This window comes from Streptomyces sp. NPDC058045, assembly GCF_042885635.1.
GTDB lineage: Bacteria > Actinomycetota > Actinomycetes > Streptomycetales > Streptomycetaceae > Streptomyces.
On the sequence record NZ_JBHVRR010000008.1, the window covers coordinates 43929 to 63946 of the forward strand.

The window sequence follows — 20018 nt, forward strand, 5'->3', positions numbered from 1 at the left end:
ACCCTACGGCCCGCCGCCGCACGGCAGGACCCGGGTGGATCCGGGCCGGGGGCCCGGGACCAGGGCAGGTCCCGGACCGTGTCTCAGCTCAGGCCGATCCGGTTCGGGGCCGGCCGGTCCAGGTCGGTCCGCTGGCCGGGCAGCCCGGGGCGTCCGGCGGGTACGAAGCCCTCGGTGCCGGGGCGCGGGGCGTCCGCGCCGACGGCGGCCGGGGACCGGCGGGCCTGTGCGGGCAGTGCCGGTTCGGTGCCCTGGGCCGCGGGTGCGGCGGCGGGCTCCTGGTCCGGGTGCTCGGCCTTCTCGGTGCCGGGGCGCCGGGCGCGGTAGGCGGCCCGGTAGGCGGCGGGGGAGGAGCCGAGCTGACGCCGGAAGTGGCCGCGCAGCGCGACCGGTGAGCGGAAGCCGCAGCGGCCCGCCACCTCGTCCACCGAGTAGTCGGAGGTCTCCAGCAACCGCTGTGCCTGGAGCACCCGTTGGGTGATCAGCCACTGGAGCGGCGCGCTGCCGGTGAGGGAGCGGAACCGGCGGTCGAAGGTGCGCCGGCTCATATAGGCGCGGGCGGCGAGCGTCTCCACGTCGAACTGCTCGTGCAGATGCTCCAGCGCCCAGGCGACGACTTCGGCGAGCGGGTCGGCGCCGATCTCCTCGGGCAGTGAGCGGTCCAGGTACCGTTCCTGGCCGCCGCTGCGCCGCGGTGGGACGACGAGGCGGCGGGCGAGTGCGCCGGCGGCCTCGTTGCCGTGGTCGGTGCGGACGATGTGCAGGCACAGGTCGATTCCGGCCGCGGTGCCCGCGGAGGTGAGTACGTCCCCGTCGTCGACGAAGAGTTCACGCGGGTCGACATGGACCGACGGATAGCGCTTGGCCAGGGTCGGTGCGTACATCCAGTGGGTGGTGGCCGGCCGGGCGTCCAGCAGTCCGGCGGCGGCCAGTACGAACGCGCCGGTGCAGAGGCCGACGATGCGGGCGCCCTCCTCGTGGGCGCGGCGCAGTGCGTCCAGCGCCTCCTCGGGGGGCGGCGCGGTGATGGACCGCCAGGCGGGGACCACCACGGTGCCGGCCCTGGCTATGGTCTCCAGGCCGTGGGGCGCGGTGAGTTCGAGGCCGCCGGTGGTCCGCAGCGGGCCTTCCTCACCGGCGCAGACCAGCAGCCGGTAGCGCGGAACTCCCGCGTCCTGTCGGTCGATTCCGAAGACGGACAGCGGTATGGAACTCTCGAAGATGGGACCGCCGCTGAACAGCAGCACGGCGACGATCTCCCGGCGGCGCCGCCCGGTGAGTTTCCTTGCTGCCGTGGCTTCGGGTGCGGCAGCGGAGTCGTGGCTCATGCCTCTAAGCCCCCCTCGGTGGTCGCGGCGCCCCTTACCCTGTGGGTCTGCTGGGTCTGTCGCTCCTGCACGTTTCCCCTCGGTCCTGCTGAGTCCCCCGCCGTAACACAGTCATGATCGAATTTACTGGGTCCCGCGGTGCCGGCGGGACCAGTAGGCCGCACCGCGCCATGCGGGCAATGGCCACTTGGCGTAAAGCATTCGATCACGAAGCGTGGCAGCTTGCGCGCTCAGTGGGAAGGGCGCCCTACGCGCGTGGCCGGTCCGCGTAGGGTGCGGGCGCCGTCCGGCACCCATTCCACGCAGGTCGGCAGGGGGATTCAGGTGGTCGGCCACGGGCCTGGGGGGGAAACGTGAAGTTGGCCGAAAACCAGTGGTTCGGAGAGGCAGAACCAGTCACGGGGTGGCGCATGTACGACGGTTCACCGCCGGTGGCGCCGTCTGGTACGGCGGGAACCGGGTGTAGTGGCCAGCCAGCGTTGCCTTCGGGGCGGCGCCTCGTGCATTCTCCGGTGAGCGCGGTCCGGGCTGAGGAGTAGGCAGGGCGCGCGCTGGGCAGAGGAGGAGTGTCGCCGTACCCTTGGGGTAGGCGGTTGGAAAGATGATTCCCGGACAGGGCTCCGGTGCGGGTCGTTCCGCGCCGGTCAGCGGCGTCCGCCGTCAACTCCCCACCGCACCGCCCCGCCGGGCCCCTCCGCCCGGTCCCCGCCCACCGACAGACGTATCCCGACAGCCGCCCCTCTCAAGAGGACTCCTTTCGCCGAGACACCGATGGCCGGTCACGAATACCCCGAACCCGCGGACCGCAAGCGGCAGGTCGCCGACCCGACAGCGGGCGACCCCCTGGCGGAGGCGGAGGCGCGCCATTCCTGCGATCCCGCGTTCCAGCACGGTGTGGTCGTCGGCTTCGACGGTTCCACCTCCAGTGAGCGCGCTCTCGCCTATGCGATCGGCATGGCCCACCGTTCCGGTTCGGGCCTGATCATCGTGCATGTCGCCAACCGGCTGCCGACCACCGTCTGGGCCGGCTGTGAGCCCCCCGTCTTCGTCGACGTCCCCGACCACCGCACCGAGGTCCTGGGGCTCGAACTCGCCTGCGCGGACTACCTGTCCGAGGTGCCGTGGATCCTGGTGGAGCGCGGCGGGGACATCTGCCACGAGCTGGAGGAGGTCGGCTGCGAGTACGAGGCCGACGCCATCGTGGTGGGCTCCACCCACGGCCTGGTGGGCCGGGTGTTCGGTACGGTCGCGGGCCGGCTCGCCCGCCGCGCCCGCCGCCCCGTCATCGTCGTTCCCTGACGGGGCGGCCGGCGTACGGATCGCGGGCGGGGCTACTCCACCGTCACCGACTTGGCCAGGTTCCGCGGCTTGTCGATGTCCCGGCCCATCGCCAACGCCGTGTGGTAGGCGAAGAGTTGCAGCGGGATGCCCATCAGGATCGGGTCCAGCTCGGCCTCGTTCCTGGGGACCAGGATGGTGCGGTCCGCCTTCGGCTGGTCTTGGTGGGCCACCGCGAGGATCCGGCCGCTGCGGGCCTTGATCTCCTCCAGCGCGGCCCGGTTCTTCTCCAGCAGGTCGTCGTCGGGGACGATCGCCACCGTGGGCAGCGCCGGCTCGATCAGCGCCAGCGGGCCGTGCTTCAACTCCGAGGCGGGATAGGCCTCCGCGTGGATGTACGAGACCTCCTTGAGCTTCAGCGAGGCCTCCCGTGCCACCGGGTAGCCCCGCACCCGGCCGATGAACATCATCGAGCGGGCGTCCGCGTACTCCTCGGCCAGCTTCTTGATCTCCGCCTCGGTCTCCAGGATCTCCGCGATCTGGCCGGGCAGCCGCCGCAGCCCCTCAATGATCCGGCGGCCGTGCGCCACCGACAGGTCCCGGGTGCGGCCCAGATGCAGTGCCAACAGGGCGAACGCCACCGTGGTGTTGGTGAAGCACTTGGTCGACACCACGCACACCTCGGGCCCGGCGTGCACATACACCCCGCCGTCCGCCTCCCGCGCGATGGCCGAGCCGACCACGTTCACCACACCCAGCACCCGGGCGCCCTTGCGCTTCAACTCCTGTACGGCGGCCAGTACGTCGTAGGTCTCACCGGACTGGGAGACGGCGATGTAGAGGGTGTCCGGGTCCACCACCGGGTCGCGGTAGCGGAATTCGGAGGCCGGTTCGGCGTCGGCGGGGATCCGGGCCAGCTCCTCGATCATCTGCGCCCCGATGAGGCCCGCGTGGTACGAGGTGCCGCAGCCGAGGATCTTCACCCGGCGCACCGCCCGCGCCTCCCGCGCGTCCAGGTTCAGCCCGCCCAGGTGCACGGTCGAGAACCGGTCGTCGATCCGCCCCCGCAGCACCCGGTCCACGGCGTCCGCCTGCTCGCAGATCTCCTTGTGCATATACGTGTCGTGGCCGCCCATGTCGTACGACTCGGCCTCCCACTCCACGGTCGTCGGGGAGGCGGTGGTGCGGGTTCCCTCGGTGGTGTAGGTGCGGAAGTCGTCCGCGGTGAGGGTGGCCATCTCGCCGTCGTCGAGGGTGACGATCTGCCGGGTGTGGGTGACCAGGGCGGCGACGTCGGAGGCGACGAACATCTCTTTCTCGCCGATGCCGAGGACGACGGGGGAGCCGTTGCGGGCCACCACGATCCGGTCGGGGAAGTCGGCGTGCAGCACCGCGACGCCGTAGGTGCCCTCGATCAGCCGGAGGGCGCCGCGGACCCGCTCCTCCAGGGTGTCGTCGGACTGGCGGGCGATGAGATGGGTCAGTACCTCGGTGTCGGTCTCGGAGAGGAACTCCACGCCGTCCGCGGCGAGTTTGGCCCGCAGGTCGGCCGCGTTGTCGATGATGCCGTTGTGGACGACGGCGACCTTGCCCTCGGCGTCCAGGTGCGGGTGGGCGTTCACGTCGGAGGGGGCGCCGTGGGTGGCCCAGCGGGTGTGGGCGATGCCGGTGGTGCCGGCGAACCGCTTGGGGATGCGCGCCTGGAGGTCGCGTACCCGGCCCTTCGCCTTGATCATCTTCAGGCCGGGGGACTTGGCGCCGGTGACGACCACGCCCGCCGAGTCGTAGCCGCGGTACTCCAGCCGCTGCAGGCCTTCGAGCAGCAGCGGCGCCACGTCGCGCCTGCCGATGTAGCCGACGATTCCGCACATATGTGGTTCTCCCTGGTCGGTCAGCCGTAGACGATGCGGCGCAACTGCCTGAGACTCAGCTCGGGCGGTGCGACCGCGCGGTACTTCAGCTCCGCCGTGATCTGGTCGAAGATCTCCGCGTTCACCAGGCCCTGACTCTGGAGCTCGCGGTGACGGCGGCGGACGAACTCCTCCGTCGTCTGGTCGAAGTAGGCGAGGACGTCCTGGACCACCCGCAGTGCCTCGCCGCGGCTGAGCGGCGTGCTGCGGGTCAGATGGTCGAGCAGGTCGTCGTGCACCCGACGATCCTGGGGTAAACCGCCTCCTTGTGCAAGAATCCTGCCCGATATCGGGCAGGTGCGCCGTCCCCTGCGGGGAGGGTCACATCTTCCGCAGCACCGCCTGCTTCGCCGTGCTGAACTCCTCCTCGGTGAGCACCCCGGAGCGGTGCAGCTCGCCCAGCTCCCGCAGCCGGCGCAGCAGTACATCGTGGTCGCCGGTGTCCGACTCCTCCTCGGCGGGCGGCAGTTCGGCGGGGGCGGGGGGTGCCGGGGGGACGGGGACGCTGGCCGCGGGGGCGGTCGCGGGGTGGGGCAGGCGGTACTGGACGGCGGCCGCCACCAGGGCCATCAGGGGGTCCTTCTTGAAGCCCCACAGCTCCACCGCGAAGGGGTCGTGCTTCGCGGAAGCGCCGGGCGGCGCCCCGCGTACCGTGAAGCGCAGAAAGCCGTTCTCCAGGCCCTGTGCGGGCTGCCACTCGACCGACTCCAGCGAGGCCAGTTCCAGCACCCGGGGGCCGCTGGTGGCCTTCGCCTCCGGTGCCTTCCAGCTCCACTCCAGGCGTACCCGGTTCCCGTCGAAGGAGACGGTGCCGTCGCCCGCGGTCGCCGACAGCGGTACCGCGGGCGAGGGCAGCAGATAGCGCACACAGGGCTCGTCCACCGGCATCTCCTCCAGCAGCAGCGCGCCCCGCACCTCGTCCACCAGGTACTCGGCCACCCCGAAGCGGTCCGGTTCCACGGTCAGTTGGTATGGGTCGGACGCCGTGTCCAGCCGTCCGCCGGTCACCTGGAGCAGCGGGTCGGCGCCGTTGCGCAGCTTCAGCCGCAGCCGGCCCGATTTGCGGCCCGGTTCGAAGGAGATCCCGGCCAGCGCCGCCAGCGGCACCACCCGTTCCCCCAACTCCCGGCGCAGTACGCCCACTCCGCGTTCCCGCCCCGGCACCAGCCGCAGCGCGGCCCCGTCGAATCCCCACACCCCGTCACGCTGCACGATCTCCACCATGCAACGGATTCTGGCATCCGCGGGCCGAGGAAGCCGATTCCAGGGGGAGTTGGGGGATCTTGGGCCGGGTCTCAGGCGACCTTGCGGGCCTTCTCGATCGCCGCGGCGAGGTCTTCCAGTATGGGCGCGCACTTGCCGTAGGAGTACACGGGCTCGGTGACGCGGGAGATGACCTGGCCGGCCTTGACCGCGGGCAGCTTCTGCCAGGTCGGCTTGGAGTTCTCGAAGTCGGCGGGCTGGAGGGCGGAGGTGCGGTTGTCCAGCATGATCAGGTCGGCTGGGTAGGTGTCGACGTTCTCCCAGCTCAGGTTCTCGAACCAGCCGCCGCTCTCCTTCTTCGCCTTCGCCGGGGGCTCGACGAAGTGGACGCCGAGGGACGTGAAGTACTCCAGGTCGGCGGAGAGGTCGGTGCCGGAGACGTAGAAGATGTCCTGGCTGGCGGAGCCGACGAGGACGCGGATGCCCGGGTTGGATCTGGTGGCCCTGCGCAGGCGCGCGGCGGCGTCTTCGAAGCGCTTCTTGGCGCGGGTGACCCGCTCGGCCCTGACGTCGGCGCCGAGGGAACCGGCCAGTTCCAGCAGGCGTCGCAGCGGCCCGGTCATCTGCCGGTCGTAGACGCTGACGCCGACGGACGGGGCGAGGCGGAGGATCTTGTCCTTGGACTCCTCCGGCACGTACCAGAGGGTGCCCGCGTCGTCGAACATGGTGGAGACCAGCAGATCGGGGGAGAGGGCGGCGTACTTCTCGATGTTGAACTGGCCCCACTCGTTGCCGAGGATCTCGACCGTGTCGATGTCCAGGTCGCCGGCCTGCACATCGGGCTTGCCGGACTTGGTCCTCGTCGGGCCGAAGACGCCTTTGACCTGGACGCCGTAGTCGTGGAGTGCGGCGGCCACACCGGTGAAGGCGACCACGTTCGCCGGGACCCGGTCGGTCCGGGCGGTCTTGCCGCGGTCGTCCTTGAAGGTCCAGGGGCCGGACTTCCCGCCGCCGTCCGAGCCGCCGCCCTTGTCGTCACCGCAGGCGGCGAGCGCGGCGGCCAGTCCGAGGGCGCCGCCGGCGGCGAGCAGGCCGCGGCGGGTGGGGGCGGGGGCACGGGTGCTGCGGGGCATGGCGGGGCTGCTTTCGTACGGCGGCGGAGGACGGGGCCTCGGATTCCATTTAGGTTAACCTAACCTAAGTTGACATCCGGAGTTGACCCCGTCCTCCCGGAATGCCGCCCCCCGCGGCCTAGGCGTTCAGGCCCAACTCGCGGGCGATCAGCATCCGTTGGACCTCGCTGGTGCCCTCGCCGATCTCCAGGATCTTGGCGTCCCGCCACATCCGGGCCACCGGGTACTCGTTCATGAAGCCGTATCCGCCGTGCACCTGGGTGGCCTCCCGGGCGTTGTCCACGGCCACCGTCGAGGAGTACAGCTTCGCGATGGCCGCCTCCTTCTTGAACGGCTCGCCGCGCACCAGCCGGGACGCCGCGTCCCGCCAGGCCAGCCGGGCGGTGTGCGCCTTCATCTCCATGTCGGCGATCTTGAACTGCACGGCCTGGTAGTCGCCGATGGGCTTCCCGAAGGCCTTCCGCTCGCCGGCGTACTTCACCGACTCGTCCACGCAGCCCTGCGCCAGCCCGGTGGCGAGGGCGGCGATGGCGATCCGCCCCTCGTCCAGGATGCGCAGGAACTGCGCGTAGCCGCGGCCCTCCTCGCCCAGCAGGTTCGCCGCCGGTACCCGTACGTCGGAGAAGGACAGCTCCCGGGTGTCCGAGGAGTTCCAGCCGACCTTCGAGTACGGGGCGGCCACCGTGAAGCCGGGGGTGCCGGAGGGCACGATGATGGCGGAGATCCGCGGCCGCCCGTCGGGCTTGCGGCCGGTGACCGCGGTGACGGTGACCAGGCCGGTGATGTCGGTGCCGGAGTTGGTGATGAAGCACTTGGCGCCGTTGACGACCCACTCGCCGGTGGCCTCGTCCAGGCGGGCCGTGGTGCGGGTGCCGCCCGCGTCGGAGCCGCCGTCCGGCTCGGTCAGGCCGAAGGCGCCCAGCAGTTCACCGGAGCAGAACCGCGGCAGCCACTGCCGCTTCTGCTCCTCGGTGCCGAAGAGATGGATCGGCATGGCGCCCAGCGACACCCCGGCCTCCAGGGTGATCGCCACCGAGGAGTCGACCCGCGCCAGCTCCTCCAGGGCGATCCCCAGCGCCAGGTAGTCGCCGCCCATCCCGCCGTACTCCTCGGGGAACGGCAGCCCGAAGAGGCCCATCCGGCCCATCTCCCGCACGATCTCGTACGGGAACTCGTGCCGCTCGTAGAGGTCCCCGATCTTGGGCGCGACCACGTCGTGGGCGAACTCCTCGACGGTGCGCCGCAGTTCCTCGTGCTCCGGGGAGAGCCGGTGGTCGATGGTCATGCGGTGCGCTCCTTGGGTGTGTGGGCGGACTGGTCCGCGGCGCCCCCGGTCAGGGCGCGGACGGTACGGGACGGGCTGGGCCGCCCCAGTTGCTCGGCCATCCAGACGCTGGTCGCGGTCAGGAGGTCCAGGTCGACCCCGGTGTCGACACCGAGGCCGCGCAGCATCCACACCAGGTCCTCGGTGGCGAGGTTCCCGGTGGCGCTCCGGGCGAACGGGCAGCCGCCGAGGCCGCCCGCGGAGGCGTCGACGGTGGTGACGCCGTGCCGGAGCGCGGTCAGGGTGTTGGCGAGGGCCTGGCCGTAGGTGTCGTGGAAGTGCACACCGAGGACACCGGTGGGTACGCCCGCGGTGTTGAGCCGGGTCAGCAGATCGGTGACCTGGCCGGCGGTGGCCACGCCGACGGTGTCGCCGAGGCTCAGCTCCTCGCAGCCCATGTCGATCAGCGCCCGGCACACCCGCACCACCTGCTCCGCGGGCACCGGGCCCTCCCACGGGTCGCCGAAGCACATCGACAGATAGCCGCGGACATGGGCGCCCTCCTCGCGGGCGCGGGCCACCACCGGGGCCAGCACCGCCAGCGTCTCGTCCACCGTGCGGTTGAGGTTGGCCTTGGCGAAGGACTCGGTGGCGCTGGCGAAGACGGCGACCCGGTCCGCGCCGAGGGCCAGGGCGCGGTCCAGGCCGTGCGCGTTGGGCACCAGCACCGGCAGTTCCGCGTCCAGGTCCCGCACCAGGGGGAACAGCCGTTCCGCGTCGGCGAGTTGGGGCACCCACTCGGGGTGTACGAAGCTGGTCGCCTCGACGGTGGTGAGGCCCGCGCCGACCAGTTGGCGGACGAACTCGGCCTTGACCTCGGTGGGCACCGCCCGCTGCTCGTTCTGCAAGCCGTCCCGGGCGCCCACCTCGTGGATCCGCACCCGGGCCGGCAGCCCCGGCTCGGGCACCGTCATCGGCAGTCCTGCGGCAGTCATACGCCCACCTCCGGTGTGCTCTGCTCCTGCGCCGGCGGCTCCTCGCCGTGCGGCACGATCACCGCCAGCATCTGGTCCATGGCGACGGTGGCGCCCGGGGTGACGTCCAGTTCGGTGACGGTGCCGGCGTGCGGGGCGGAGACGACGTGCTCCATCTTCATCGCCTCCACCACCAACAGGCTCTGGCCCGCGGCCACCTCGTCGCCCACCGCGGCCTTCACCACGGTCACGGTGCCCGGCATCGGCGCGGTCAGCGAGTCGGCCCCGGCACGGGCGGCCCCGGTCAGCGCCGCCGCCACCGGATCGTGATCCTGCACATGCCAGGCGTCCCCGTCCCGCCCCAGCCACTCCCCGGCCCGTACGAAGGAGTGCCGTACGCCGTCCAGGGTGAGGGCGACCCGGTCCGCGGTGACCTCGGCACCGGCGGGGGCGGTGCGGTGTACCGGGTCGGTGCCCGGAACTCGTAGCCAGAAGGCGGGAGTCGACGGCTCGCCGCCCAGCCGCCAGCCGCTCGGCTCGCCGAACGGGTCGCGCCAGCCGCCGCCCGCCGGATCGAGGGCCGCGCGGCGTACCGCGGCCGCCGCCGCGTACACCTCCTCCGGGACCCCGTCCGGGATCAGGCCCGCGGTCTCCCGCTCCACCAGGCCGGTGTCCAACTCGCCTGTCCGCACGGCCGGATGGGCCAGCAGCCGGCGCAGGAAACCGGCGTTGGTGGGCACGCCCAGGGTGACCGTGCCGGCCAGTGCCGCGCGCAGCCGGCGCAGTGCCGTCGCCCGGTCCGGGCCGTGCGCGATGACCTTCGCCAGCATCGGGTCGTAGAGGCTGCCGACCTCGGTGCCCTCGCTGAGGCCCGAGTCGGTGCGCACCCCCTCGCCCGCGGCCTCGGCCAGCGCCAGCACCGTGCCGCCGGACGGCAGGAAGCCGCGCGCCGGGTCCTCGGCGCAGATCCGCGCCTCCACCGCGTGTCCCGTGAGCGCGATCTCGCCCTGCGCGTACGGCAGCCGCTCCCCGGCCGCCACCCGCACCTGCCACTCCACCAGGTCGATCCCGGTGACGAGTTCGGTCACCGGGTGCTCCACCTGGAGCCGGGTGTTCATCTCCATGAAGTAGTACGCGGTGGGGTCGCCGCCCGGCACGATGAACTCGACGGTGCCCGCGCCCCGGTACCCGCAGGAGCGGGCGGCCTGCACCGCGGCCTCGCCCATCGCGGCCCGGGTCGCCTCGTCGAGCAGCACACTGGGCGCCTCCTCGACGATCTTCTGGTGCCGCCGCTGGAGCGAGCACTCGCGCTCCCCGAGGTGCACCACCTGCCCGTGCCCGTCCGCGAGGACCTGGATCTCGATGTGCCGGGGCCGGTCGATCCACCGCTCCACCAGCAGGGTGTCGTCCCCGAAGGAGCCGCGGGCCTCCCGCCGGGCGGCGGCGATCTCCTCGGCGAGCAGGGCCTCGTCGCGTACCAGCCGCATCCCCTTGCCGCCGCCGCCCGCGGACGGCTTCAGCAGCACCGGCATCCCGATCTCCCGTGCCGCGGCGGCGAGTTGGGCGTCGCTGAGGCCGCTGCCCGAGGAGCCCGGCACGACCGGCACCCCGGCCGCGCGCACCGTCTCCTTGGCGCGGATCTTGTCGCCCATCAGCGCGATGGCCTCGGCGGGCGGCCCGATGAAGGCGAGGCCCGCCTCGGCGCAGGCGCGGGCGAACTCCGCGTTCTCGGCGAGGAATCCGTATCCCGGGTGCACCGCGCGGGCGCCGGAGCGGGCCGCGGCCGCCAGCAGCCGCTCGGCCGAGAGATAGCTCTCCGCGGCCGGGGCGGGGCCGAGCCGTACCGCGGTGTCCGCCTCCCGTACATGCCGGGCGCCGGCGTCGGCGTCGCTGAAGACGGCCACCGAGCGGATGCCGAGGGCGCGCAGTGTGCGGATGACGCGGACCGCGATCTCCCCGCGGTTGGCCACCAGTACCGTGTCGAACATCATCGTGTTCCCGATCCCCTTCACATCCGGAAGACGCCGAAGCCGCCGTCCGCCTCCGGCAGCGGGGCGTTGGCGCAGGCGGTCAGCGCGAGTCCCAGCACCTGCCGGGTCTCCAGCGGATCGATCACCCCGTCGTCCCAGAGCCGGGCGGTGGCGTAGTAGGCGTTGCCCTGTTCCTCGTACTGGGCGCGGACCGGGGCCTTGAAGGCCTCCTCGTTCTCGGTGGACCACTCCTCGCCGCGGCCCTCCAACTGGTCCCGCTTCACCGTCGCCAGGACCGAGGCGGCCTGCTCGCCGCCCATCACGGAGATCTTCGCGCCGGGCCACATCCACATAAAGCGCGGGGAGTAGGCCCGGCCGCACATCGAGTAGTTGCCCGCGCCGTAGGAGCCGCCGATCACCACCGTCAGCTTGGGCACCCGGGTGCAGGCCACCGCCGTCACCATCTTGGCGCCGTGCTTGGCGATCCCGCCCGCCTCGTAGGCACGGCCCACCATGAAGCCGGAGATGTTCTGCAGGAAGACCAGCGGGATGCCGCGCTGGTCGCAGAGCTCCACGAAGTGGGCGCCCTTCTGCGCCGACTCGGAGAACAGGATGCCGTTGTTGGCGACGATCCCCACCGGGTGCCCGTGGATCCGCGCGAAGCCGGTGACCAGCGTCTGCCCGTACTCCGCCTTGAACTCCTGGAAGCGGGAGCCGTCCACCACCCGCGCGATGACCTCCCGCACGTCGTACGGTGTCCGCGAGTCCACCGGCACCGCCCCGTACAGCCCGTACGGGTCGGCCTTCGGTTCCTCCACGGGCTCCACGTGCCAGGGCAGCGGGCCCCGCTCGGGCAGGGTGGCCACGATGTTCCGCATGATGCGCAGGGCGTGCGCGTCGTCCTCGGCGAGGTGGTCGGTCACCCCGGAGGTGCGGGAGTGCACCTCGCCGCCGCCCAGCTCCTCGGCCGTCACCACCTCGCCGGTGGCGGCCTTCACCAGGGGCGGGCCGCCGAGGAAGATCGTGCCCTGGTTCCGCACGATCACCGCCTCGTCGCTCATCGCCGGGACATAGGCGCCGCCCGCGGTGCAGGAGCCGAGGACGGCCGCGATCTGCGGGATACCGGCACCGGACATCCGGGCCTGGTTGTAGAAGATCCGGCCGAAGTGCTCCCGGTCCGGGAAGACCTCGTCCTGCATCGGCAGGAAGGCGCCGCCGGAGTCCACCAGGTAGAGGCAGGGCAGCCGGTTCTCCAGCGCCACCTCCTGCGCCCGCAGATGCTTCTTCACCGTCATCGGGTAGTACGTGCCGCCCTTGACGGTGGCGTCGTTCGCCACGATCACGCACTCGCGCCCGGAGACCCGGCCGATACCGGCGATCACCCCGGCCGCCGGCGCCTGCCCGCCGTACATGCCCTCGGCGGCCAGCGGCGCCAGCTCCAGGAAGGGCGAGCCCGGGTCGAGGAGGGTGTCCACCCTGTCCCGCGGCAGCAGCTTGCCGCGGGCCGTGTGGCGGGCCCGGGACTTCTCGCCGCCGCCCAGCCTGGCCGCGGCGAGCCGCTGCCGCAGCTCCTCGCCCAGCGCCCGGTGCGCCTCCTCGTTGGCCCGCCAGGCCTCGTCGGCGGGATCGGCCGCCGTGTCGAGAACCGGTGCCTGTCGCATCGTGTCGAGCCCCCTTGCCCGTACGTTCCGTCGGCTCCCACCGACGTTAATCAGCGTTAACCGCATCACCACTCAGGTTAACGAGCGCTAACCCCCTCTGTCTAGAATCGTCCTATGGCCACCCGAACCGACGCGCCCACCCGGCGCGAGCAGATCCTCAAGGAAGCCGCCCGGCTCTTCGCCGAGCGGGGCTTCCACGGTGTCGGCGTCGACGAGATAGGAGCCGCCGTCGGCATCAGCGGGCCGGGCCTCTACCGGCACTTCGCCGGCAAGGACGCCATGCTCGCCGAGCTGCTGGTGGGCATCAGCCGGCAGTTGCTGGCCGGCGGCGAGCACCGGGTGGCCGAGTCGGACGGCGAGCCGCAGGCGCTGCTCGACGCCCTGATCGCCGGCCATATCGACTTCGCCCTCGACGACCGGCCCCTGATCACCCTGCACGACCGCGAGCTGGACCGCCTGCGGGACGACGACCGCAAGCTGGTACGCCAACTCCAGCGGCAGTACGTGGAGTTGTGGGTGTCGGCGCTGGTCGCGGTGCACCCGGAGCTGGCCGAGCCGCAGGCCCGCGCCACCGTGCACGCCGTCTTCGGACTGCTCAACTCCACCCCGCACCTGGGCCGCCCCGGCGCCCTGCCCGGCCGCGACGGCACGGCGGCCCTCCTGCACCGCCTGGCCCGCGGCGCCTTCGCGGCGGCGGCCGCCGGTCAGCAGTGACGGGAGTCTCCCGCCGGGGGCCGTGCTCGCTCTGGACGGCTTGGTGACCGGCGGGTAGCCTATTCTGAGCAAGCGCTTAGGAAGCGTCCCGGTCCGGCCGGGACGCCGGGCCGCCCGCAGTGCGGCGGGCCCGTACGAGCAGCCCGCGCCCGAAGCCGCAGAAGAGGGAGATCTCCGTGCGCCGTACCGTTTTCGACGAGGACCATGAGGCGTTCCGGGAGACCATCCGGGCCTTCATCGAGGCCGAGGTCGTGCCCGTCCACGACGAGTGGTTCGCCGCCGGACAGGCCCCCCGCGACTTCTACCTCAAGCTCGGCGAGCTGGGCGTCTTCGGCATCACCGTCCCCGAGGAGTACGGCGGCGCCGGCATGGAGTCGCACAAGTTCGAGGCCGTCATCAACGAGGAGACCGCACGCGCCGGTGTCACCTTCGGCGGCTCCGGCGTCCACGTCCTGCTCGGTCTGCCCTACATCCGGATGCTCGCCTCCGACGAGCAGAAGAAGCGCTTCCTGCCGAAGTTCGTCACCGGCGAGGAGATGTGGGCGCTCGCCATGACCGAGCCCGGCACCGGCTCCGACCTCGCCGGCATGAAGACCACCGCCAAGCTCTCCGAGGACGGCAGCCACTACGTCCTCAACGGCGCCAAGACCTTCATCACCGGCGGTGTGCACGCCGACCGTGTCATCGTCTGCGCCCGCACCGCCGCCCCCCGCGAGGACGACCGCCGCTTCGGCATCTCCCTCTTCGCCGTCGACACCAAGTCCGAGGGCTACTCCGTCGGCCGCAAGCTCGACAAGCTCGGCCTGAAGGCCTCCGACACCGCCGAACTCGCCTTCGTGGACGTCGAGGTGCCCGCCGAGGACCTCCTCGGCGAGGAGAACCAGGGCTTCGGCTACCTCGGCCTCAACCTCCCCTCCGAGCGCTGGGGCATCGCCTTCGGCGCCTACGCCCAGGCCAAGGCCGCCGTCCGCTTCACCAAGCAGTACGTCCAGGAGCGCACCGTCTTCGGCCAGAGCGTCGCCTCGTTCCAGAACACCAAGTTCGAACTCGCCGCCTGCCAGGCCGAGGTGGACGCCGCGGAGGCCGTCGCGGACCGCGCCCTCGAAGCGCTCGACGCGGGCGAGCTGAGCCCCGCCGAAGCCGCCTCCGCCAAGCTGTTCTGCACCGAGGTCGCCCACCGCGTCATCGACCGCTGCCTCCAACTCCACGGCGGCTACGGCTTCATGAACGAATACCCCATCGCCCGCCTCTACGCCGACAACCGCGTCAACCGCATCTACGGCGGCACCAACGAGGTCATGAAGATGATCATCTCCAAGGACATGGGGTTGTGAGCCTGCTCACCGCACCCGCCCCCGCACACTGAGCACCATGCACCAGGCACTCGTGTCCCTGCTCGATCTGCTCGACCTGGAGCAGATCGAGCGGGACATCTTCCGCGGCCGCTCCACCTCCGCCGTGATCCCCCGCGTCTTCGGCGGCCAGGTCGCCGCGCAGGCGCTGGTCGCCGCGGGCCGCACCGTGCCCGAGGGCCGCGACGCGCACTCCCTGCACTCGTACTTCCTGCGCCCCGGGGACCCGGGCGCGCCCATCGTCTACACCGTCGACCGCATCCGCGACGGCCGCTCCTTCACCACCCGCCGGGTCGTCGCCGTCCAGCACGGCCAGCCGATCTTCCACCTCTCGGCGTCCTTTCAGACACCCGAGCCGGGCCTGGACCACCAGTACCCGATGCCCGCCGTGCCCGGCCCGGAGACCCTCCCCACCGCCGAGGAGACCCTGACCCGCCACGCGGACCGGCTCCCCGACCGGAGCGTCATCCCCCGCCTCCTCGACGCCCGCGCCGCCGTCGACCTGCGCTATGTCGACGCCCCGCCCTTCGTCACCGCGGGCGAGGCCCGCGCACCCCGCTCCCAGGTGTGGTTCCGCACCAACGGCCAGCTCGACGGCCCCATCGACCGCCCCCTGCTGCACGTCTGCCTCGCCACCTACGTCTCCGACATGACCCTGCTCGACTCGGTGCTCCTCGCCCACGGCCGCGGCGGCTGGCTCACCGGCGACGTGGTCGGCGCCTCCCTCGACCACGCCATGTGGTTCCACCGCCCCTTCCGCGCCGACGAGTGGCTCCTCTACGACCAGGAGTCCCCCTCCGCCTCCGGTGGCCGCGGCCTCGGCCAGGCCCGTATCCACACCCGGGACGGCGCCCTCGCCATCACCGTCATCCAGGAGGGCGTGGTCCGCGTCCCGCGGGCGGAACACGGCTGAGGGCGCCGTCCGGCCTGGCTCAGCCGAACTGGCCGGGCTGGTAGGAACCGGCCGGCATCCGGACCAGCACGTTCAGCCGGTTGTACAGGTTGATCAGGCTGATCACCGAGACCAGCGCGGCCAGTTGCTCCTGGTCGAAGTGCTTGGCGGCCCGCGCCCACACCTCGTCGGGGACACCGCCGGCCGCGTCCGCGATCCGGGTGCCCTCCTCGGCGAGTTCCAGCGCCGCGCGCTCCGCGTCGGTGAAGCAGGTGGCCTCCCGCCAGGCGGCGACCATGTTCAGCCGCTGCTGCGTCTCGCCGGCGTGCGCGGCGTCCTTGCTGTGCATGTCGGTGCAGAAGCCGCAGCCGTTGATCTGGCTGGCCCGGAGCTTCACCAACTCCTGGACGGAGGACGGGAGTTCGGAGTTCGCCAGCACCTTGCTCGCCGCGGTCAGCGCCTTCATCAGCTCAGGGGCGATGGCGCTGCTGAAGAGGTCGATACGGGGGTCCATGGTGTCTCCTCGGTCCGGTCGGGATACGCGTGCTCACACCATGGACGGACCGCGGCCGACGGTATGTGACACACGCCGGTCACCGGACCCGTCGGACAGCTTCCGACCGTATCGGACTGTTTCTGCCCGGCGGCTCTGGTCAGTCCCTCGGCGCCGGATCGTCCCCGTCGTCCCCGGTGAGGCCGGCGGAGCCCAGCAGGTACGCCGTCATCGGGTCGTAGTGGCGGGGGCTGAGCACATGGTCGTCCAGGGGGACGGTGACCTGGACGGTGCCCTCGGCCTCGCCGAGGAAGAGCGCCGGGTCGTTGCAGTCGGCGTAGCCCACCGCGTCCAAACCGCGCTGCCCGGCGCAGCCCGCCCAGCCGTGGTCCGCGACCACCAGATCGGGCAGCGGCCGGCCCTCCCGCTCCAGGCCGTCCAGGACCGCCGCCATCGGGTCGGGGGAGTGGGTGTGCCAGAGCGTGGCGCCCCGCTCCAGCACCGTCACGTCGGCGAACTGGAACACCATGCCCTCGGAGGTGTGCAGGCCCTCCGGGATCACCATGACCTCGCAGCCCGCGCCGCGCAGCGCCGCCGCCGTGGCCCGGTGCACGTCGAGCAGGCCGCCGGGATGCCCGGTCGCCAGCAGTACCCGCTGCCGGCTCTCCGCCGCCTTGCGCAGCCGCGCCGCCATCCGGTCCAGCGCGTCCACCGTCAGCTCCGGGTCGATGGTGTCCTGCCCGAAGCGGTACTCCGGGTCGTCGTTCACCCCGCAGCGCTCCGCCATCACCGCCAGGACGTCCTGCTCGTCCTGCCACCGGTCGCCGAGGTCGAGCCCGAGCCAGAAGTACCGTTCGCCGTTGGCGAGTCCGCGGTAGTGCGCGAGGTTGTTGTCGCGCGGGGTGGCGACGTCGCCCGCGATACGGGTGCGGATCAGGTGCTGCACGAGCGCGGCGCGGCTGGGTGTCCCGGGTATCGGCATGGCACCCATTGTGCCGTCGGCCACGGCAGAGTGTGACCGGATATCACCTCCTGGGACGGGGTGCCGTATTACGCGCCGACCTGGGACGGGCTGAACCTTCGGGTCCGTTTGGTCGGATTCCGGTCAGGCGGTGTGTGCGGCGCGCAGGGCGAACCACAGCTCCATCCGGACGTCCGGATCGTCCAGGTCGGCGTCCAGGAGGGCGGCGCAGCGGGCGATGCGCTGCCGGACCGTGTTGCGGTGCACACCGAGCGCCACCGCCGTCCGGTCCCAACTCCCGTGCAGGGAAAGCCAACCGCGCAGTGTCTCGGTCAGTGCGGCGCTGCCGCCGAGCGGTGCGAGCAGCGCCCTGGCCTGCGCCTCGGCCTCGGCGGCGGGCAGCAGCGCGGTCAGCCCGGCGGCCGCGGTGCGGTGCCGCGCCAGCGGGCTCCGCAGCGCCCGCGCCCGCGCCAGCGCACGGGCCGCCTGCGCCTCCCCGACGGCCAGCTCGTCCGCCCCCACGGCCGCGCTGATCCCGAGCACCCACCCGGCCGCCGCGCTCTCCACCTCCGTTTCCGGGTCCGCCGGTACGAGGAGGCGTACCGGCTCCGGCTCGGGGCCCGCGGCGAAGAGGGTGCTGCCGAGGGTGGCGGCGAGACCGGCGGGGTCCGGGCCGGGGGTGCGGGTGGGGCGGGCGTGGACGACGTACCAGGTGCGGGCGCCGAGTGCCGGGGCGACCTCGGTGGGCGGGGTGCCGAGGAGGAGGCGGGTGAGGGCGGCGGAGTGGGTGGCGGCGGTGTCCCGGTGGCCCGCGGTGAGCAGCGCGAGGAGGACCGCGGCGATGCCCAGCACGGTGTGGTCCCCCGCCTCCCGCCGCCCACCCGCCACGGCCAGCACCTCCCGGCCGCCACCGAGCCCGTACACGGCGAGCGGGACGCCGTCGACGGTGTCGGTGGCGGAGGCGGGGGTGGCGGTCCCGGTCGGGCTCGTGCCGCGGACGATGCCGGCGAGGGCGTCCAGTGCGTCCCGTGCCTCGGCGGGCGGGGTGGGGCTGCCCGAGGGGTGCCGGGGCGGGGTGCCGGGGGAGAGGAGGGCGGCCCAGCAGTCCAGGCGCCGGGTGAGCTGCCGCAGTACGGCGGGGACCGGGTCGGGGCGGGCGGCGGCGGTGGCCAGGCCCTGCTGCGCCTCGCTGACCCGCCGCAGTTCCGCACTTCTGACCTGCGCCATCAGCGACCACACCGCCCGCGCCACCCCGCTGAAGGTGGTCTCGGGCGGCACTTCCAGCAGCGGCAGCCCATGGCGTTCGCAGGCCGCGACCAGCTCCGGCGGCACCCGGTCGAAGACGGGCGTCACCCCGAACCCGAGCGCGGCCCCGCCCGCCGCCACCACCCGCCGCACATACCGGTCGAAACGGTCCCCACCCCCGTCCGTCATCTGCACCCCGGCCGTCAACAGCAGCTCCCCGCCCAGCAGATACGGGTACGGGTCGGCCATCTCGGAGGTGTGGGCGCCCTGCACCGTGGTCGCCGGATCGAGCGGCCCGGCGAGATGCCGCAGCCCCAACTCGGCACGGGCCAGCAACGCGGCGAGCGGAACGGGCGGGGTGGGCGGTACGGCTGTCTCCGCCGCGGCGACGGCCATGCTGCGCACTCCCTCCATCTCTATCCGGCCCGGCGGGGAAGGGGCGGACGGTCCATCCACCAGCCCCCGCCCCGAGTGGATGAAACGTACACTTCTCCACCGTCCCCCAGCCACCTAGCCTCAAGCGGGCAAGGCGGTCCGGGTGCCAGTAGGTGCCAGCGGACGACACAGGCTCCTGCCCCCGCGATCCGGGACCGCCCGGAAGACCGGAAGGAAGACCCCAGCATGAGCAGCAGCGAGACACCGCGCGGCCCCGTCGACTCCTCCCGCGTCCCCCGGTACGCCGGACCGGCCACGTTCGCCCGGCTGCCGCGGCTCGACGAGGTGGGCACCGCCGATGTCGCCGTCGTCGGGGTGCCGTTCGACAGCGGTGTCTCCTACCGGCCCGGGGCACGCTTCGGCGGCAACGCCATCCGGGAGGCCTCCCGCCTGCTGCGCCCCTACAACCCGGCGCAGGACGCCGCCCCGTTCGCGCTGGCCCAGGTCGCCGACGGCGGCGACATCGCCGTCAACCCCTTCCACATCGAAGAGGCCGTCGAGACCGTCGAGGCCGCCGCCGACCAACTCCTCGGCAGCGGCGCCCGGTTGATGACCCTCGGCGGTGACCACACCATCGCGCTGCCGCTGCTGCGGTCCGTGGCGAAGAGGCACGGCCCGGTCGCCCTGCTCCACTTCGACGCCCATCTCGACACCTGGGACACGTACTTCGGCGCCGAGTACACCCACGGCACCCCCTTCCGCCGCGCCGTCGAGGAGGGCGTCCTGGACACCTCGGCCCTCTCCCACGTCGGCATCCGCGGCCCCCTCTACGGCAAGCGGGACCTGGACGAGGACGCCAAACTGGGCTTCGGCATCGTCACCTCCGCCGATGTGATGCGGCGCGGTGTCGACGAGATCGCCGACCAGTTGCGCCAGCGCATCGGGGACCGCCCCCTCTACGTCTCCGTCGACATCGACTGCCTGGACCCGGCCCACGCCCCCGGCACCGGCACCCCCGAGGCCGGCGGCATGACCTCCCGCGAACTCCTGGAAATCCTCCGCGGGTTGGCCCCCTGCAACCTGGTCTCCGCGGACGTGGTCGAAGTCGCCCCCGCCTACGACCACGCCGAAATCACCGCCGTAGCCGCCTCCCACACCGCCTACGAACTCACCACCCTCATGTGCCGCCGAGCCGCCACGACCCGTGAGGGTCGGGAAGCGGACAGCGCCTGACCCGCCGGGGTGGGACGGGGCAGCTCGACCTG

Annotated in this window: 17 protein-coding genes; 5 read left to right on the plus strand and 12 right to left on the minus strand. The window is 72.5% G+C overall.

All coding sequences use genetic code 11. The features are described from left to right. Positions 1–83: 83 nt before the first annotated feature. Entirely contained in the window at positions 84–1328 is a 1245-nt protein-coding gene (locus tag ACFVST_RS07520; protein WP_390147831.1) for a helix-turn-helix domain-containing protein, read from the minus strand. Positions 1329–2099: 771 nt separating this feature from the next. Here ACFVST_RS07520 and ACFVST_RS07525 point away from each other — a divergent pair. Next, positions 2100–2627: a universal stress protein gene (locus tag ACFVST_RS07525; protein WP_390147833.1), complete on the plus strand. Its 528-nt coding sequence runs from the start codon at positions 2100–2102 to the stop codon at positions 2625–2627. 32 nt (positions 2628–2659) lie between these two features. Here the strand turns inward: ACFVST_RS07525 and glmS are convergent, their stop codons facing one another. The 8 genes from glmS to ACFVST_RS07565 form a co-directional block, all read right to left on the minus strand. Beyond that, positions 2660–4477 carry a glutamine--fructose-6-phosphate transaminase (isomerizing) gene (glmS, locus tag ACFVST_RS07530; RefSeq protein ID WP_390147834.1) on the minus strand — a complete coding sequence of 606 codons (1818 nt, stop codon included), beginning with the start codon at positions 4475–4477 and terminating at the stop codon, positions 2660–2662. Positions 4478–4497: 20 nt separating this feature from the next. Then, entirely contained in the window at positions 4498–4755 is a 258-nt protein-coding gene (locus ACFVST_RS07535) for a hypothetical protein (protein WP_390147836.1), read from the minus strand. 82 nt (positions 4756–4837) lie between these two features. After that, positions 4838–5740 (minus strand): DUF4429 domain-containing protein, encoded by a 903-nt coding sequence (locus ACFVST_RS07540; RefSeq protein WP_390147837.1) that lies wholly within the window; start codon positions 5738–5740, stop codon positions 4838–4840. Positions 5741–5811: 71 nt separating this feature from the next. Continuing rightward, positions 5812–6852, minus strand: a complete 1041-nt coding sequence (locus ACFVST_RS07545) for an ABC transporter substrate-binding protein (protein WP_390147839.1) — start codon at positions 6850–6852, stop codon at positions 5812–5814. A gap of 118 nt (positions 6853–6970) precedes the next feature. After that, entirely contained in the window at positions 6971–8131 is a 1161-nt protein-coding gene (locus tag ACFVST_RS07550; RefSeq protein WP_390147989.1) for an acyl-CoA dehydrogenase family protein, read from the minus strand. Positions 8132–8133: 2 nt separating this feature from the next. Beyond that, the gene (locus ACFVST_RS07555; RefSeq protein WP_390147841.1) at positions 8134–9111 is read right to left on the minus strand and encodes a hydroxymethylglutaryl-CoA lyase; all 978 of its coding nucleotides are present in this window, start codon (positions 9109–9111) and stop codon (positions 8134–8136) included. Then, on the minus strand, positions 9108–11078 hold the full coding sequence (locus ACFVST_RS07560; protein ID WP_390147991.1) for an acetyl/propionyl/methylcrotonyl-CoA carboxylase subunit alpha: 1971 nt from the start codon (positions 11076–11078) through the stop codon (positions 9108–9110). Before ACFVST_RS07560 ends, ACFVST_RS07555 begins: the two co-directional genes overlap by 4 nt. A gap of 20 nt (positions 11079–11098) precedes the next feature. Then, entirely contained in the window at positions 11099–12721 is a 1623-nt protein-coding gene (locus ACFVST_RS07565) for a carboxyl transferase domain-containing protein (RefSeq protein ID WP_390147843.1), read from the minus strand. A 114-nt stretch (positions 12722–12835) separates the two neighbouring features. Between ACFVST_RS07565 and ACFVST_RS07570 the strand changes: the two genes are divergently transcribed. The 3 genes from ACFVST_RS07570 (at position 12836) to ACFVST_RS07580 (ending at position 15700) form a co-directional block, all read left to right on the plus strand. Further along, a complete protein-coding gene (locus tag ACFVST_RS07570; protein WP_390147845.1) occupies positions 12836–13435 on the plus strand; it encodes a TetR/AcrR family transcriptional regulator in 600 nt (199 codons plus the stop codon). Positions 13436–13611: 176 nt separating this feature from the next. Then, a complete protein-coding gene (locus ACFVST_RS07575) occupies positions 13612–14769 on the plus strand; it encodes an acyl-CoA dehydrogenase family protein (RefSeq protein ID WP_390147846.1) in 1158 nt (385 codons plus the stop codon). 37 nt (positions 14770–14806) lie between these two features. Then, entirely contained in the window at positions 14807–15700 is an 894-nt protein-coding gene (locus ACFVST_RS07580) for an acyl-CoA thioesterase (RefSeq protein ID WP_390147848.1), read from the plus strand. Positions 15701–15719: 19 nt separating this feature from the next. Here the strand turns inward: ACFVST_RS07580 and ACFVST_RS07585 are convergent, their stop codons facing one another. From ACFVST_RS07585 to ACFVST_RS07595, 3 genes are all read right to left on the minus strand, one after another. Further along, on the minus strand, positions 15720–16193 hold the full coding sequence (locus ACFVST_RS07585; protein ID WP_390147850.1) for a carboxymuconolactone decarboxylase family protein: 474 nt from the start codon (positions 16191–16193) through the stop codon (positions 15720–15722). Positions 16194–16332: 139 nt separating this feature from the next. After that, entirely contained in the window at positions 16333–17154 is an 822-nt protein-coding gene (locus ACFVST_RS07590; protein WP_390147852.1) for a phosphatase, read from the minus strand. A 123-nt stretch (positions 17155–17277) separates the two neighbouring features. Beyond that, positions 17278–18774, minus strand: a complete 1497-nt coding sequence (locus tag ACFVST_RS07595) for a PucR family transcriptional regulator ligand-binding domain-containing protein (protein ID WP_390147854.1) — start codon at positions 18772–18774, stop codon at positions 17278–17280. Between the two features lie 225 nt (positions 18775–18999). On the opposite strand from ACFVST_RS07595, the gene speB reads away from it, so the two are divergent. Beyond that, positions 19000–19986 carry an agmatinase gene (gene speB / locus ACFVST_RS07600; protein WP_390147856.1) on the plus strand — a complete coding sequence of 329 codons (987 nt, stop codon included), beginning with the start codon at positions 19000–19002 and terminating at the stop codon, positions 19984–19986. Positions 19987–20018 lie beyond the last annotated feature (32 nt).

Coding starts and splice junctions, on each gene's coding strand:
- ACFVST_RS07520 (WP_390147831.1), bottom strand. CDS start 1,328: ATGAGCCACGACTCCGCTGCCGCACCCGAAGCCACGGCAGCAAGGAAA.
- ACFVST_RS07525 (WP_390147833.1), top strand. CDS start 2,100: ATGGCCGGTCACGAATACCCCGAACCCGCGGACCGCAAGCGGCAGGTC.
- glmS (WP_390147834.1), bottom strand. CDS start 4,477: ATGTGCGGAATCGTCGGCTACATCGGCAGGCGCGACGTGGCGCCGCTG.
- ACFVST_RS07540 (WP_390147837.1), bottom strand. CDS start 5,740: ATGGTGGAGATCGTGCAGCGTGACGGGGTGTGGGGATTCGACGGGGCC.
- ACFVST_RS07545 (WP_390147839.1), bottom strand. CDS start 6,852: ATGCCCCGCAGCACCCGTGCCCCCGCCCCCACCCGCCGCGGCCTGCTC.
- ACFVST_RS07555 (WP_390147841.1), bottom strand. CDS start 9,111: ATGACTGCCGCAGGACTGCCGATGACGGTGCCCGAGCCGGGGCTGCCG.
- ACFVST_RS07560 (WP_390147991.1), bottom strand. CDS start 11,078: ATGTTCGACACGGTACTGGTGGCCAACCGCGGGGAGATCGCGGTCCGC.
- ACFVST_RS07565 (WP_390147843.1), bottom strand. CDS start 12,721: ATGCGACAGGCACCGGTTCTCGACACGGCGGCCGATCCCGCCGACGAG.
- ACFVST_RS07570 (WP_390147845.1), top strand. CDS start 12,836: ATGGCCACCCGAACCGACGCGCCCACCCGGCGCGAGCAGATCCTCAAG.
- ACFVST_RS07580 (WP_390147848.1), top strand. CDS start 14,807: ATGCACCAGGCACTCGTGTCCCTGCTCGATCTGCTCGACCTGGAGCAG.
- ACFVST_RS07585 (WP_390147850.1), bottom strand. CDS start 16,193: ATGGACCCCCGTATCGACCTCTTCAGCAGCGCCATCGCCCCTGAGCTG.
- ACFVST_RS07590 (WP_390147852.1), bottom strand. CDS start 17,154: ATGCCGATACCCGGGACACCCAGCCGCGCCGCGCTCGTGCAGCACCTG.
- ACFVST_RS07595 (WP_390147854.1), bottom strand. CDS start 18,774: ATGGCCGTCGCCGCGGCGGAGACAGCCGTACCGCCCACCCCGCCCGTT.
- speB (WP_390147856.1), top strand. CDS start 19,000: ATGAGCAGCAGCGAGACACCGCGCGGCCCCGTCGACTCCTCCCGCGTC.